Source organism: Paenibacillus solisilvae, from assembly GCF_042656405.1.
GTDB classification, from domain to species: Bacteria; Bacillota; Bacilli; order Paenibacillales; family Paenibacillaceae; genus Paenibacillus_Z; species Paenibacillus_Z solisilvae.
Genome location: NZ_JBHSOW010000015.1, coordinates 161724 through 178030 on the forward strand (window position 1 = coordinate 161724; position 16307 = coordinate 178030).

Genomic DNA, 16307 nt, shown 5'->3' on the forward strand with positions numbered 1-16307 from the left:
TCATCCTTCCTTACATTGAAATTCGGTAAAGTTGAGGGGGAAACAAGATACGACAGCAAAATATGACTTAAGACTAATAAGTAACTTGTACGATACCTGTAACTAATATATTCTTATCCCGAAAAACTGTCAACCTATTTATGTCATTTAACCTAACATGGAACACTTGAATTTTTTTGATAACATTAAACGATTAAGGAAATCGGATTTCATTGTTATGTTTCATGCCATTCACATGACATTGGAATTCGAAACCTTGCTCCTTCGTAAATGTCATACCGATATCCTTGCGAAAAATCGAAATCGTCTGCCCAGCTCCTGATCAGCGTAATGTCTCCGATATCGAGAATGAGCCGTTCCCCGTCAGCTCTGACTGATTTGATTTCATACACTGCGTTACGGCTTCCGTCGTTTTCGATATAGATCCACTTGCCTATCAAACGGATTCCTTGATTGCTTTCATTCAACCGAACAACGATTTCATTAACGGCGGACATTTCTTTGGTAAAATAAACGACCTCGCCGGTCAGGCATCTTGCAGCATCGAGATCGAAAAGATGCCGTTCCCCGACTTTGATCATCGATCCCTCACATAAATAAGCGTAAACCGGCTTTTCCTTCTCAAAGGAGCACACCCCATAAAAGCCCCTAAATTCAAATCTGTCATTAACGGTATAGGTTTCATCCTTGTTTAGCGAATTAACAATGAAGTCCGTTCTGCCGCCGGCAAAGGCAACTCTTACAGCATAAGCTTCTGAACCGCAAACCGACTTGCCGTTTATTTTCAACTGTGCAGATGTTATGCTTTCAATTGCCCGCTTTTCCTTATAGGGCTCCAAAACAGAAACAAACTGGCTTTGCACATCCGCACCTCTCCGCACGGCTAAAACATACCGGAAGCGCTGCGGGTTGCCAGGTTTGTTTTGCGGAGGTTCCCCGTCAGCAAGGGCCGCTTCGTCTACTTCCGACAGCATGGTCAAGCGAAGGTGCACGTTTTTGCAGTGCGGATGAACGCCCCATGTATCCTTGACTTTCCAGTCCACGCTGAATGGAGCCGTAGGATTTACATCTCTTTCCACGTTGCGCAGATAATTTAATCCACTGGTTACGGATTGGTCGAAGACCGTATCTTTATAGGCTATCTCTTCCCCCGCTATGGTGCCTCTTGTTTGCTTAATCAACGAAAGTCCCTCCGCCGACACCGTCCCTTCCGCTCCGTGAAAACTATAAAGATGCTCATTTCCGCCTTTGATACGAAAAATATCGACTATATAGGATCGCTCGTCATCAATTTGGATCATGGCCGTCGTCCTCCGGTAAAGCGTCGTTTGCGGATAGACCGAAGGAGCTTCAACATCGATTACCCGCACTCTGCCTTCACCCGTAAAATGATTCGGCAGACCCACAATTTGATTTTCCTGCTCGGATTGATTCACCATGACGGTATTGTGGGAAATGGTATTGGCTGTCCATCTTACTTTTTCAAAATTCTGGTCCGCGAAGCATGGATACCCATGATCGGGAGACAGATCCATGCCGAAGGCATAGATTCCGAGATTAAGCGCATCCTTGTGCCCGTGTCCGGTGTTTCTCCCGTAGTAAACCGAAAGGCCCCGCTGCGTCTCTTCCTTTCCGTCACGCAAGGCGGAAAAACCGTAGCCCGTCAAATGGGTGCTTTTCCATTGGAATGCTCCATAGGAGTCGATCACGCCGTTCAACCTGGCGCAAAGCTTTTCAGCATCCGAATATATACCGGCATGCAGCCCCTCAAGCTTGTTCCCGTTTAGAAAATAGACAAACCGGGCCAGCAGCGGATCTCCTGTCCGCTCAAACATGGAAAGATGCGTCTGGAGGCGGCCGATAATTCCAGGATCGCCTGCTTTCTTGGTGTCCCCGATGGAAGGAGTAAAGTTATCCAGCATAATGAGTGGAAATGCCATATGGGAAAGCTTACGAAACTTGGGGTATTCATATAAATCAATCGACGGGGACAATATGGATCCTTCCAGCGCATCGGCAACCAGCTTCAAATTTTCGAGCCAAAGATTATTGTATGACGGAGAGGCTTCATTTCCATGGCCATCCCGATCCACATCGTTCACCAATATTTTCAGCAGATCTCCTGAGCCTCCGGATTGGGTTTTAAACAGATGATCCACCCATTGTTCGGATTTCTCGGGAGCGTTTAACACGACGGCCGCCAGAGCCAAGGCGCTTTGGTGCATGCCCGCATTCCCCCGGATCTGCCGCTTTTTCACCGCCGGGTACACCTGGAGAAGAATCCCGCTTTCGATATTGTGCCTGATCGCCGAGACCGAAGTTTTCCGGTTGTGCATTTGATGCAGCCGCGCCTTTTTAGCCAGAAAATCGATGATGTCGGGGTGATTCATAGCCGGAAACAAAGCGTCGTACGCGAGCACGAATTGTTTGACAAGTTCGGTTTCCCATATGCACCCGACAATTTTACCCAGTCCGGAATGTCCATGGGAATTTCGGAACCCGTCCTTCCATTTATAAACGGAGCTGTCCATGTCAGGGTACACATCGGCGATTCGGTCGAGGAGGATCGTCCCTGCACACGCGTATCGCATATCTGCCGTAAATAAATACGCCTCGGACAATGCTTTTAAAGCCGAATAAATCACCCCGCCGTTATACCAAAGCATCCAATGGTTGTAGTAGGCGACAAATGTATATCTTCCGGATTCCTTGTCGGGATTGCCGGGGTCCAGCCATCCGTATCCGTCGTCTACGCACCAATTTTCATCCTTTTCGGGATATAACGTGTTTATCAGAAGGCTGCGGTCGGCCAACTCGGGGTTGAAGAAGCCGCTCGCGTCTTTACCGCTTTCATAATAAGCCGCGAAATCGTTGGACGGAAACGCCGACCAGCAACCCGGGCAGATCAGCTTCCAAGGATGTTGGACCGGATCGCCAAGCCAGGGATAATTTCCGAGCCGGTCAATCTCTTTTTTACATACCGGACAGCCGGACAGTTGATTGACGCCGTAACTCCGGGGAATTTTTTGACTGGTTACGATATTCCACAGATATTCATGGCCGTGGTTTACAAATGCATCGGCTTCCTGGATGACAGCCGCTATCATTTCTTTGGCCCAGCCATAGTTTGCGCGGTTTTTGCGGGCATTGAACAGCTTTTCATCTGTATAGAAGGTCCTTCTCTTTTTGAATACGACGCTATTCGATTGTTCCATTTTCACTCCCCTTTCAGGTTAACGAGATAGGCGGTAATAATTGAATACTTCAAACCGGTCTCCGGCTTTTACATCAACCAGAACGTTTTTCCCTTCATACTGCGTCATCTGCTTCATGCCGAGACCCAATCTTTTCTCAGGGTCCGGCCAGTCTGCATCCAGCTTAATCAACGGAATATCGGTATAAAAGGTCAGCTTGCTTCCCTTGATCTCCGGATTCACCATATAGTAGGAAGAAGGCTTTTCGTAGTCGTCGTCATCCAAATAGGCGACTTGTCCCGCAAGCCGGTCGGCCGAAACGTCGCATGCATGATCGAGGAGCACTTCGATTTGCCGTCGATCTACGTCGACGGAAGCAATCCGCCCCGTCAAAGCCGGGCGCTCCCGTTTGGCCGAAAACGATGCCGCTTCAATCCTGGTGTATCGGATGGCTTCGGCATCTACCAGATCCCGACCTTTATACCGCAATAACAATGCCTTTGCGTCCGTCGTATAAACCTGACCTTCCGAATCGCGGAAGCTGATCGCCTCTCCTTCGTTATAAGTGCCGATAAGAATATCCCGATATCCGTCCGGCAGCAAGATTTCCGCTCCGAACGGCTTGAAGAAAGGCGATTCGCTGCCCAGCAGCTTTAGCGGTTTTACCGAGCTCAGAAACGGTTTCTGCTCATAAGGTTCCATAATCGTAAAGAAACTGGCAAAACGTTCTTCGCTATTCCCGGCAAATTCCCGATCCCGCCACACGACAAAGGGCTCCCATCTCGATTTCCCCTTCTCCTGCCCTCCTAATTCCCCAAGAGCGCATATCAATTCCCTCTCCTTATCGTCTTGAACCGTATGAATTCGAAGAGCGGCATTGGGGTAACGGAAGGTCCAGGACACTGGATGAGCCCCGACGGTTTTGCGCACTGCTTTCAACCATCCTTGACCCGGATTGCCGTACAGGGGAATATCCTCTCCGGCAAGCGTGCCTTTCATCGGTACCCAGTCTTCCGGATTTATTCCCGAGAAATCGATCTGCTCAAAAGAAATGTTCAAACCGATCGTATTATAGTCGAACGTTTGCCCCTTCGAGACAAAATTCAAATCAGCGACATATGCGTCTTCCTTGTTCGGAGCCTGAACAACCCAGCACCATCTTTCCAAATGGGAGCCAGGATATGCTGCCGTATTTTCCATCCCGGCAACGCTTAAACAAACGCCTTCGTAGTGGCATCTTAGTTTGGAAAAGGAATGCTGCTGATTTTTACCGTCGGGTACAACGACCGTACTGGATGCTGAATGCGTCTCCCACGCTTGGAATTTCGGACTGATCCATGTATAAGGATATCCTCCCGCAGCGGCGAGCAGATGGTAGCCGTATGCACCAATCCATAAACCCAGCTTATCGCCATGGACATGAGGCGCGGAAGGCTGCCCATAGAGAACGACATGCTTGCAGTTATGAGGGTTCGAGCCGGCACGGAAAATGCTGGTTTCGGAATCTTCCAGAAGGAAGGATGACTGAATGAAATTTTCGGAGGTGCGGCAGCCGAGGTATTCCGTGTAATCTGCCGCTGTCGCGAGTAGTAGAAGGGAATGGTTCAAGTACGTTTGCGAGACGGAGCGGAGACGGTTCTCCTCCAGCTCTTCACGGTCGTAAAGGGAAAGTACGGGACCGATTATGGATCTGAGCGATTTCATTCTGGCATAGGTTGTTTCCAAAGCAGCGCTGTAGCTGAATACGCCCCTTTTCCGCTCATCGGAAACAGGTTCATGATTGTCGACCGCCGTATCCCCGAACATGGCCGTCAGCTCTCCCGACTTCAGATGGAAGAACAGATTAACGATCCGATTCATGCCGAAACGCTCGTCTTCAAACATATCGATCGGTTCGGTAAAATACGCATTATCTTGAAAACGGTAATTATAGTTCGGCATATCTAGCATTTGCACACAAATATGTTCGATGTATTGGGTCGAGTCGTAGGCATATCTGCCTTCCCGAAAAAAACTGTTAAGGATTTTCGACTCCAGGCTGTACTTGCCTTCAAACAAAATTTTCCTCATCAGCTTCCCGCTTCCCATAAAACTGGCCAATACCAGTTCCAGGTGAATATACCGCATGGACCAGTCCGAACGTTTTGGTTTCTCCAGCTCGCAGCTGTATATCAAATAGGGGATCATATCGCGGATTGCAGTCTTGATGCGGAAGGGCTCCAGTCTCACATTTCCTTCGGCGTCCGGTTTGCGGGAAAATAACCGCTGCAAATCGGGTTCTAGCTCATCGATAACGTCATAGATAAGATCCGCCGCTTCAAAAAAATTGCACAACCAGGCGGATTCGGTTGTCGAAGGCTCCGCAATATGAACCGTATCGGAATACGTTCCATCCCCGTAATTGCCGTTCATGTAAGGGAGCAGTTCCGCCATTCTGCCGATCAGAATCAACGCTTTGGCTGCGTATGTTTTGATATTCGTCAAGCGGTAGGCATAACACAAATTCGATATTGCTCCCGCATAACGCCGGCCCGTCGTTTCGGGACAAACTGACGCATCCTCCACGACGGGACAATATGGCGCCGCCAACAGCATGGAGATCACGAACAATCGATAGGAGGCGGTGAACATGTAACGGACCCCGGGATTCGGAAATCCGGCCGGGGCAAGAAAACCGCGTCCGTCATCCTCCACGATAACAGCCTCGCCTGTCGTCGGATTGACGATTTGCATCCCGTTATGCCACCACGTTTTCGTGGCTGGGTTGTAATATTGGTAAGGCCGTTCAAGGCACATTTGGAACGCGGTGCGGTTTCCCTCGTTCAGCGGGTCACCGAAGTATTGGCCGGGCGTCAATGCTCGCGGATTCCCGACAGGTACAAGATCGAATAATTCATCGTCGCTCTTGGCCGCCCAGTAATCCGCCACCTGGACGATAGCCTCTTTCATCCGCTTCCCCCAAGCCGTGTGCTGCGCATTTTCACGGGCCTTTCTCACATCGTCTTCTCCGATTCTGACCGTCAGCCCTCTCTTTTTTTCGGTCACGTAGGAGTAAATCTCCTCGGGTACGGTCCTTTTCTTCCAGGCGGTATAATACACGCCGCTTTCGTTTCCAAGCTTGTCCATCCAACAATCGATTTCGTCCTGCCCCAGACCCCTAGTCAATAATAAATTTCCTGCGCCTTGGCCTGTAACTGCTACGTCCCCCGGCAGCCCCGACCATTTTGCAAGCGATTTTGTACCGCCGAATAGGATGCTGCGAAACAAATTAAAACCAAGCACTCTCTTCTCCTCGGAATGAATGCGCATCAGGCGGAGCGGAAGCGATAATGCAAGTTCATGGCGATTCCCTTCCGAGAACGAAGTGAACTCGACGTCTTGAGGGATATCCTTTTGCTCCATGAAATACTGATAGGTTTCGTATTTCAGGCTCCCGTCTGTAAGAAAGGTGAACATGACCGAATTATGGGGTTTTCTTCCTGAATGGTCCGGATCAAAGAACAAGGTGATTTCCTCTGCTCCGGCGTCGCTTTCGGATTCATATCCAATTTGAACGAATAGGATGTCTCCCTTCGTATACATCCGGAATTCCGTATTCGATTTCGGCGAAACGAATGAATGATCCAGCGTAAATTCATTTTCAGCAAGGATCGGAAATCCGGCTTCCAGTTCATGAACCGGATAGACAGGATACAGATGCTTCGTTAAGTTCAAGCGTCAGTCCACCTTTCCAAACATAATCAGTTGGTTGTAACGACAGAAGAGGATACTGTTTACAGTTTCGAACTCGCTTCATTAATCGCAAGAACTGCTTTGTTGCTTTCATAAATATCCCCGGTTGAAAGAAGATGAGGTTTATTGGCGATTTTGTTCAAGAAATCCTCTGTTAAATTATTGGGAGCGTTGGTTAAGTCAACCCTGATTGCCTTGCGGTGATGAGTCACCAGCGACAAAAACGGGCCGGGCTGGCCAAAAACGTCTCCTGCAGAGCGCACCTCGGCCCTTCCTTTGCTTCCCGTAACAAATATGCGCCCGTCTCCCCACATATCAAACGCTTCCGGCATCAGCCAGTCCGATTTCAAGACAGCGGTAATTCGGTCTTCCATGACTAAACCGACCTGTGTATTGTCGTAGAAATCCGGGAATTCGGGCAATATGTTTTTGACCAGCACACCCTGAAAATGGACGATTTCCTTATTCGTGTACCACCTTAACAAATCGATGTCATGGATTAAAATATCGATAATTAATCCTCCGTTAACGGATTTCATGAAGAACCAATCCGGTCTTGAGGGAAGGTTTACTTTATGGGGTTTCAAGAACGTAAAATCGATCAATTCCCCCAACTCCCCTTGATCGATTAATGTTTTCAATGTGTAGAGCGTCGGTTCGTAGCGTTCCGTAAGCATCATGCCGATTTTGATCCGATCATGCTCAATCACCTTATAGAGCCGTTCCAGACCATCCCTGTCGATGGCAATCGGTTTATCCGTCATAACGTGAATTCCATGCGTTTCGGCCCATTCAATGACATCGATTTTCCGATCGTTGCGGTCAGCATTACCGATTACCTGAACTCCGAGCTCGAGCAGTTCCCCAAGGCTGCTGAGAAGCGGAACGTTATAGTGTTCGGCGTATTTTCCTGGTAAAAAATACTGACTTTGATCGAATATCCCGACAAACCGATGCCCCAACTCCAACATCTGATCGATAAATATTTTAATATGGCTATGCTGGCAACCGACGATAGCAAAGTTCATATCCATGCACTCCTCATTATGTATTTGGCATTACCGGGCTATCGCTTGGATAATATCATCCGCATCGTAGACAAACCCGAAGGCGAGCGCAACTCTCCACAGTGCGAGCTCTTTGTTCAGCTCCTGTCGGGCTGTTTCCTTGTTTTCCACCGCTGTTACAGCTTGACGGATTGCCGAGCAGAGTATACCTTTTTTCGACATGTCGGCCATTCCCCCCGGAGACAAAAGCAGGCACCAATTAATTGCGAAACCGGTATAGATCAAATGGTTTACTTCTTCTTGCCGACACAAAGCAAATAATTGTTCAGATGTTGCGGCAATCGCTTCGTTTCCTTGCGGCTTCGCTTCATGGGGAAAAGCAAGGTTCGCAAAACCTCGCGTTATATCCGGTTGATTATGTTCGCCGGGAAAAACGTTTTTCGTTCGAAATTTATGAAGCTGCTGCAGCACTTCATCATCTTTGACCTTTTCAAGAGAACCCGGTGTTTCGCCGGCAAATGATTTGGTCCGATCAAGTCCCTGATAGGATCTGCAGTAATCCTCGGAGGACACGACATGATACAGTTTCAGCCCCGATTTTCGAACAGCGCCAAGTAACGCCGGAAATATCTTTTCGCAAATTTCATAGGATCGCGGCAAATACTCGACTGCACGGTGCCATCCGGGATACTGTTCTCTCGTTCCGCAGTTCCATGCATGCATAACGACTACTGCTGTATGTTCCATGCTGATCGGCAAATCTTCCCTTTTCCAACCGCCATACCCTTCTCCTGGAACATCGAGGGAAAAATCGGCGTCAAAATGCTGATAGTAGTTTGTCGGAACAATGATAGATCCCATGGTCACTTTCCTCCCCATAAATTTCTCTGCCTGTCGATAACAACTCCATTGATAGCGTTCACCTCAAAAATAGTATATGTATCATACTTGTATTGTATTATAACAAGCTAATTCTCTGATTCATAGAGGGTTTGTGAACAAAAATTAAGAAAAAGTATGATACTTGTATTCCAAATGAGATTCGTATAAAATACAAAATACTACTTAATCAAAATCAGGGATTAGGATGGACAAGACGATGAGGAGAGAAAATGAATTTCGCTATACGCAGTTAGCCAGCATTCTGCGGGAACAGATTATATCTGGGTACATCAAACCAGGGGAATTTATATTGTCTGAGAACGATCTGTGCCGCTACTACGGAATGAGCAGGACATCCGTACGCAAATCGCTGGATAATCTGCTGAAGGAAGGCCTAATTGTAAAAAAGGCCGGATTAGGAACAATCGTTTCTCCGGACCTCATTATCGATGAACCCGGAACGAAAGTACTTCGGATTTTAGCCACCTCCCCTTCTCATTTCATGGATATCTGCATGCCAATGATTATTGAGGAATTTCAAAAGCACTATCCCAATGTCAAAGTGAAATGTTTAGGTTTTCCAACAGAGGAATTCTGGGAATCGGTTCGGGCAAGCAATGAGCTTGGGCTTCAGGCTGATATCATACTTGTCGGCGACCGACAATTGATCGAAATGGAAGATGCGGGACCATTCATTGACTTGAAAGAGCCGATGAAAGACATTTTTCAGGGGCTTTATCCAACTTTGCGTAGCGCTTTCAGCAGCATAAAGGCGATCCCGGTTACCTTTTCCAGCGTATATTTGGTGTACAATCCGAATCTTTTTCAGAAATATAACGTTCCCCTGCCAAAGCATGATTGGACAAGGGAGGACTTCCTGCGCGCCGCCCAACTTCTGACAATGGATACGGACAGCGATGGAATTGTCGACCAATATGGATTCGCCCTCTCGCCAGCCATCAACCGTTGGACGATGTTCGCTCTGCAAAATGGGGTCAATTTTAAAGAAGACGTTCAACGGGAAGCTCTTGTGAAAACATTAACTTTTCTGCATGATTTGTTATATCGATATCGGATCGCAACCTTATTGCCCAAACAACAACTCAACTTGGAAGTATTTATCAGAGAAAAAGCCGCAATGGTTCTCACGACAGCAATCGAGCTTGCGGGGTGGAGAAACGAGAAGCTGCAGTTCGAGCCGCGTGTGGCGTCCATGCCGTTCGGGGATACGCAGGCACCGCTTTTGATAGCTAATGCGATGATGATTCCCGAGGGATGTAACGACGAAGAAATGGCAATCCGTTTTTTGAAATTCGCTCTTAGCTACGAAATCCAGGAAAAAATCAGCCGAAATAAGCATTTCTTGTCGGTGCTTGAATCCGTAAACGAAGCCATTTGGGACAAGACGACATTATTGTCATTGAATATTGTAAACGATCGATTAAGCAACAGCCGTTTTCTGAATGAAATCTTTCCCGATTTAGGTATGTTGGAGGAAATCGAATCGGAAATGGCGCTTTATTGGGCAGGCTTGGAGTCGGCCAACCATTTTGCGGACTGGCTGCTGGGTATGATCGCCCGGCAGGAGAAAAAAGGCTGAACCGTCCATTTAAAATTGAAACGGGAAAAGCAAACAGGACGGGATATTTGACCCTTCCTGTTTGGCTGCTTCTGAATGATAGCTGGTTGAGACAACGATCTTCACACGAGGGTGAATCGTACCGCTCTTCATCGCTGCGGCGAGTGCCCGGAGATTCGGGTAAGTGACAGGGGAATTTCATGCCGGTTTGAACTGGAGCAATGCGCCATAAGCCGGATTGATGCAAATCACGCAACGACCCGTTCCTGCCTCTCCTCCGCAAATAACAGCCTTGAAATCCCCTCTTTCCCAGTATCGCGGCTCCTAAGCACGCCATCAATCCGATTATTCCGATTAAGCATCGAAACCTGGCTCCTCTAGCTTCCGATCCGCGGACGCGTGAAGCTTCCTGAGACGAAGCAGAAGCATGGCGAAATGAATGAAGAAAATGCCTGAGACAATATAAAAAATGTGGGATATGCCGAATGCGTTGCCAATCGTTCCTCCTAACAGGGCTCCGCTGACGTTGCCGAGCGAGTTCGCGCTCGACAGGTAGCCGAAAACGCTGCCCTGCATCCCGACCGGGGTCAACGTGCGAAGTAGCGCGCTGATGGCAGGAATCATGCCGCCCATGCACAGCCCCGTCAGCCATCGGACGAACAGCAACAGCCACACGTTGGTAATCCAGGCCTGCGGAATGTAAAGCACGGACATAAAGAATAACGAAGCGAGCAGAACGATTGCGTGCCCGTGCCGGTCTCCGAGCTTTCCCAAATACGGCGCCGACAATATCGTACCGAGCGCACTGGCACCGAATACGAGACCTCCCATCAATTCGACGTGTCTTTCCACATGCAGGCTCTGGACATACAGCGTAATTACCGGCTCAATGCTCAGAAGGCTTGCGGAAATGAGGAAGGATGAAATAAACAGTGTCCATACCATCGGAGAATGCTTCATGACGTCAATCAACGTATTTTTGCCGAAAGCCGATGATAACGATATGCCGCGGGAGAAACTGCCCGCTTTCCTTCCGAACGGTCCAGGCAAGCTTCGGCCTTCGCGCGGATATTTCCGTGATTCCATCACTCCGGTGATCACCAGCACCGTCGCCAAGAGCAAGAGAAAGCCCGTCAAATAAAAGGCGTTGCGTATCCCGTACGTTTCGGCCAGCAACCCGCCGAATATCGGTCCAAGTAGTTGACCGGACACAATGCCGGTTTGCAGCGTGCCGAGGGCACTGCCTGCATGCTCCTTCGGCGTCTCGACGGCCGTCAGTGCGGATGCGGAAGCAGCAAACCCGGCCACACAGCCGAATACCATGCGAAGAACAATGAGTTGAAGCGGCGTATGAATGAGCCCCATCGCAATAACGAGGATCCCCATTCCCAATCCGGAGCAGATCATCATTGTTTTTTGACCGTGAATGTCCGAAAGTCTTCCCCAAAGCGGCGATACCAGCGCAATCATGATATGGTTCGCGGCGAAGACAAATGCTGCCCATAAGGCCGCTTGCTTGATATCGTGAACGCCCAATTCTTGAACATATAAAGGAAGAAAAGGAATGATCATATTCATACCTACTGAGCTAAGGAAGCTTCCCGCCCACAATATATACAAATTACGCTTCCATACTGCCATTCTTGTATTTTCTCTCCTCCAGCGGCTGCTGTCTCCTTTGCTTACGTCAGGTCATCAATGACTGCATCGTACATAACGATAAAAAGATCGCTGCCCGCCTGGCAGGGAAGGCGGAATGACGAACGACCTTTTGTATACAGCTGCTTGTAATACCGATGGGATGACTTTCCGAAATGCCTGCGCGATGTCATGCATATCTTTCTCTTCGTGGATAATACAACCCTTACCTGGTTTTACATATCCATTGCTGAAGCCGACGAATGATAGATCGCATGAATCAATTTCACGGCGTTCAGGCCGTCCTGTCCGGTCACATATGGCGCTCTATCATAGGAAACGGCTTCTATCACGTCCGCAATCTGACGTTTATGGTTTTCATGCGATATGCCGAGCGGATTGCTGGCCCCGCCAGCGCGAACATCATCCTGCCTGACATCAGCCTCCATACCGGGAACCATCCAGTACGTAATCGCATCCCCGACAATAATGATCGTTCCTTCTTCTCCAAATATTTTGATGCTTGCTGGAAATCCGGGCCTGATGCTGGTCGAGGCCATGATCGTTCCCATAGCCCCATTCTCAAAATTGACAATGGCTGCGCCTATATCCTCCGCTTCCATCCGGTGGGTTTGCGTTGCAATCCTGCCGCATACCGATCGGACCGGACCGCCCAGCCAAAGCAATAAATCAATTTGATGGATGCCCTGGTTCATTAAAGCGCCTCCGTCTTCGGCAATCGTTCCCCGCCAATCAGCGCTGTCATAATAAGCCTGGTTTCTGAAAAACGGCGTCTGCGCTTCAATTAACAGTAGCTTACCTATTCTTCCCTCGGTCACGGCCCGTTTTGCCAATTGGAGGGATTCCTCGAAGCGTCGCGGTGAAATAACGGACAGCAACCGGCCGTTCTCTTCCGCAAGCCGGAGCAGCGTTTCCGCTTCCTCTACCGTCATCGCGATCGGTTTTTCCATCAGCAGATGTTTTCCTGCTTTCAGCACCTCCGCTCCGATAGCGCCATGACTCCCGCTGCTTGTGGTCACACAAACGATATCGATGTCCGGTCGAGCGAGCAGTTCCTTATAGTCGGTGACCCAATCCGCCCCCTCGCGTTCCCCGGCCTCCTTCGCGCTGTTTTCGTTGCGGCTGGACACGCAGACAAGTCTCGCACAATCGATCTCCCTTAAAGATTTCATATGAAAATCCGCGATCGCTCCGCAGCCGATAAGGCCAAATCTCCTTATTGTCATTTGCCGCCCCTCCACTATCGATCATTGATGATCATGTTTACTCCGGCATGAACGGCTGTCCGCGCTTCATGACCGTTTGAATGCGCATCCGCTTGTCGACCGCCAGTACAATTTTCGTATCTTTACTCATTTCGGCAGAAACCCTTCTTCGTCGAATTTCCAGTCGTAAGGTCCTTCTAGGATTTCAATGCGCGGATGACGTAATGCTTCCTCTACCAGGCTTTCGGAAATTTCAATGGTTCCCAGATGAAGCGTGTCTCGAATATGGACTAACCTGCACTTTGAATAATCCAGAATGTTGCAGGTTTTGATCGCAGCTTTGATAGCATCGCGATCATTTTCGAGCGTTGTCGACTGTTTCGTAGGTGCACAAACCGTTGACGTAAGACCGTTCGCATACGTACTCGCCCAATCTGTCTTCCCGACTAGACGACTTGTCGTGAAATCCGCTGTTCCAACTCCGTTAGCATTACCTTTAGACTCCGGGGTCAGATCGAGGACAACCATCTTGTTCACCTCCGGTCCACCGTGCGCATAAGGCGTTGGATACCTGCCCGTGATATTCGGGTCGGCCCCATCTCCGCTAATGTTCTTTCCGATATAGTCAATCACGAGCACATCGATTTCATCAAAAAGGATTTTCGGCAGTCGGCTCTTTGCCTCCAGCAGCAGCTCCTTCTCTCTCTCTTCCATAATTTCTGTACCTAAAACTTCAACCCGACATATTTGGTCATAAGCATTCTCCACAATCGCAATTCCGAACTGGATGGGAAGCTTAGCGATCATTATGCGAGCCATTGCAGGTACATTTTCCGCCATATATTTAAAGCCTAACTGATGGCATGCTTCCGCACCCTTCTGTTTGCCAAGCCCGATCGCAATCATCTTGAGAAGACCACTTTCAATCGGACCACGGAAAGCCGTGTGCGGTTTAATTCGATTGATGACCACGATAGCGTCAGCCTCGGTCGCTGCAATTTTGTCACAGTAGACAGGCAGCCCATTCGGCAATCGATCCAGTTCAATCACTTCCATGGAAGAACGTATCGGGCACCCCATCCGTTCTTCGTCTATGCCCAAATGGGCAAGCACATCGATCTGGCCTTGAGCCGTCGCTCCTCCATGGCTTCCCATGCAGGGAACGACAAAAGGCTCGGCACCTATTCTTTTTAATTCATCAATAACCGTTTTCGTTATTTCATTAATGCGAGAAATTCCTCGGCTTCCTACCGCAACGGCAATTCTTTTTCCGACAGTAATTCCCGCCATAGCATCTGAAATTCGTAGTTGATTGGATAACTCATGAATGGGGTCATCGAGCTTCGTGTCATCGAACGACTGACGAATCCTAACCATTTTGGGAATTGGCGTCTTCTCGACTAGCCTCCTAAGGATGTCGCTCATAGGGTCATCGCTCCAAATCCTCCGTCGACGCGGAGAAATGCTCCCGTGACGAACGAAGATGCTTTGGCAGAAGCCAAATATACGACTGTCCCCTTCAATTCCTCTGGTTCACCGAAACGGTTCATCGGGGTCTGCCGCATAATCGATTCCACTCGGTCTGCAGACAGAATGGCTCTATTCTGTTCCGCAGGGAAGAATCCGGGGATGATGGCGTTAACTCTTACTCTGCTTGGAGCGAACTCCCGAGCCAGGTATTGCGTCACACTGTTTACTCCCGCCTTCGATATCGAATAAGTGAAAACCTTTGAGAGCGGCGGAGCAGATGACACCGATGAGATATTGATAATGGAGCCGCCATTTCCTTGGTCGACCATTTGTTTACCGAAAACTTGACATGCTAATACGACGCTTTTGAGGTTAACATCCATAATTCGATCCCATTCATCCGTTTTGATCTCAAAGAACGGAGTTGAGCTGTTCGTCCCTGAGGCATTGACTAGGGTGTCAACGCGTCCTCCCCATTCCAGTACGCGAGCTAACGCGGCCTCAAGCTCTTCCGTATTGGTGGCATCTGCCTTTAAAGAAATTGCAGCGCCTCCATTTCGCTCGATTTGGTCACAGACCGTTCTCGCCTTTTCCATATTACGGCCTAAAATCGCTACCTTTGATCCAGCCTCGGCAAGCGCAGATGCCATGGCACTGCCCAAAACGCCATTGCCGCCGATGACAACGGATACCGTTTTTTGTAGGTTAAATATCAGTGAACACCTCCTGAACGAAAATATACAACGTTATTTTTTATCATGTCCAATTATAATTTGAACTGTCCTTTTTATTACAGCTTTTTGATTCTGCCTTTAAACCGCTCGATAAAGCGGGAGTTGGCCTCGTCGCCTCCGCTAGCATTCCCGCTCATCCATATCGGCGGATGAACGCCCTCTTTTACAAGTAGATCCACTGTTTCGGCCATAACGGAGTTCAATAAATACGCATTGGCGAACGTTGACATCGCCGCAACTCGCTGGTCCAGTCCCTCTATCTCCACCACGGCATCCCCAACTTCGATCTTGCTGTCGATCACAAGATCGACGAGATCATGAAGGTTTTGCTTGGACGGATGGCGGGCTACATGATCGCGCGGTGTCGCTAATGCATGCCGAACGGAGGTCACGCCGATCGTCTTCACGCCTTTCGCCTTCGCTTCCAGTGCCGCATCGATCAAAGCTGCATTGATTCCATATGCATTAATGAGGATGAGCAGGTCGCCTTCCCGCAATCCGTAGTCGTTCAAGACGAGTTTACCGTAACCTGGCGTCCTCTCCACTGCCATTGATCTTAAAGCGCCGCCGCTCAGTAACGTCCCTTCATCCAGAATCGCACTGATGTGCATCAATCCTCCGGCTCTGAAAAAGATTTCCTGAGAGCCCAGGTTGGAATGCCCACCCGGTCCGTAAACGTAAACCAGCTTGTCCTGCTTGATATGGTCGGCCAGCATATTCGCCGCTTTATGGATGGAGGCCATTTCCTCCTGATGGAGAATCTCCAGATGTTGAACAATTTTTTGGAAATATTGCGACATGACGCTTGTATCTGCCATACCCATTATGGTCACGCTCCTTATGAA

Annotated in this window: 11 protein-coding genes; 1 reads left to right on the forward strand and 10 read right to left on the reverse strand. The window is 48.9% G+C overall.

Going from position 1 to position 16307, the window contains the following annotated elements:
* Positions 1-215: 215 nt before the first annotated feature.
* From ACFPYJ_RS03510 to ACFPYJ_RS03525, 4 genes are read right to left on the reverse strand one after another with little or no spacing between them, the layout of a single operon-like run.
* A complete protein-coding gene (locus tag ACFPYJ_RS03510) occupies positions 216-3215 on the reverse strand; it encodes a heparinase II/III domain-containing protein (RefSeq protein WP_379186650.1) in 3000 nt (999 codons plus the stop codon).
* A gap of 18 nt (positions 3216-3233) precedes the next feature.
* Positions 3234-6908, reverse strand: coding sequence for a hypothetical protein (locus ACFPYJ_RS03515; RefSeq protein WP_379186651.1), 3675 nt, complete (start codon positions 6906-6908; stop codon positions 3234-3236).
* 59 nt (positions 6909-6967) lie between these two features.
* A complete protein-coding gene (locus ACFPYJ_RS03520) occupies positions 6968-7954 on the reverse strand; it encodes a Gfo/Idh/MocA family protein (RefSeq protein WP_379186652.1) in 987 nt (328 codons plus the stop codon).
* A 30-nt stretch (positions 7955-7984) separates the two neighbouring features.
* Positions 7985-8794, reverse strand: a complete 810-nt coding sequence (locus tag ACFPYJ_RS03525) for a hypothetical protein (protein ID WP_379186653.1) — start codon at positions 8792-8794, stop codon at positions 7985-7987.
* A gap of 238 nt (positions 8795-9032) precedes the next feature.
* Here ACFPYJ_RS03525 and ACFPYJ_RS03530 point away from each other — a divergent pair, with 238 nt between their 5' ends.
* Complete coding sequence (locus tag ACFPYJ_RS03530; protein WP_379186654.1) at positions 9033-10415, forward strand: extracellular solute-binding protein; 1383 nt, start codon at positions 9033-9035, stop codon at positions 10413-10415.
* A gap of 333 nt (positions 10416-10748) precedes the next feature.
* On the opposite strand, the gene ACFPYJ_RS03535 is transcribed toward ACFPYJ_RS03530, so the two are convergent.
* The 6 genes from ACFPYJ_RS03535 to ACFPYJ_RS03560 form a co-directional block, all read right to left on the reverse strand.
* Positions 10749-12035 carry an MFS transporter gene (locus ACFPYJ_RS03535; RefSeq protein WP_379186655.1) on the reverse strand — a complete coding sequence of 429 codons (1287 nt, stop codon included), beginning with the start codon at positions 12033-12035 and terminating at the stop codon, positions 10749-10751.
* Positions 12036-12076: 41 nt separating this feature from the next.
* Positions 12077-12226 carry a hypothetical protein gene (locus ACFPYJ_RS03540; protein ID WP_379186656.1) on the reverse strand — a complete coding sequence of 50 codons (150 nt, stop codon included), beginning with the start codon at positions 12224-12226 and terminating at the stop codon, positions 12077-12079.
* A gap of 42 nt (positions 12227-12268) precedes the next feature.
* On the reverse strand, positions 12269-13279 hold the full coding sequence (locus ACFPYJ_RS03545; protein WP_379186657.1) for a Gfo/Idh/MocA family protein: 1011 nt from the start codon (positions 13277-13279) through the stop codon (positions 12269-12271).
* Between the two features lie 126 nt (positions 13280-13405).
* The gene (locus tag ACFPYJ_RS03550; protein ID WP_379186658.1) at positions 13406-14683 is read right to left on the reverse strand and encodes a nickel pincer cofactor-dependent isomerase, group 22; all 1278 of its coding nucleotides are present in this window, start codon (positions 14681-14683) and stop codon (positions 13406-13408) included.
* A complete protein-coding gene (locus tag ACFPYJ_RS03555; protein ID WP_379186659.1) occupies positions 14680-15390 on the reverse strand; it encodes an SDR family oxidoreductase in 711 nt (236 codons plus the stop codon). The genes ACFPYJ_RS03550 and ACFPYJ_RS03555 overlap by 4 nt, the downstream gene beginning before the upstream one ends.
* 128 nt (positions 15391-15518) lie before the next feature.
* Entirely contained in the window at positions 15519-16286 is a 768-nt protein-coding gene (locus ACFPYJ_RS03560; protein WP_379186660.1) for a sugar isomerase domain-containing protein, read from the reverse strand.
* Positions 16287-16307: the final 21 nt, after the last annotated feature.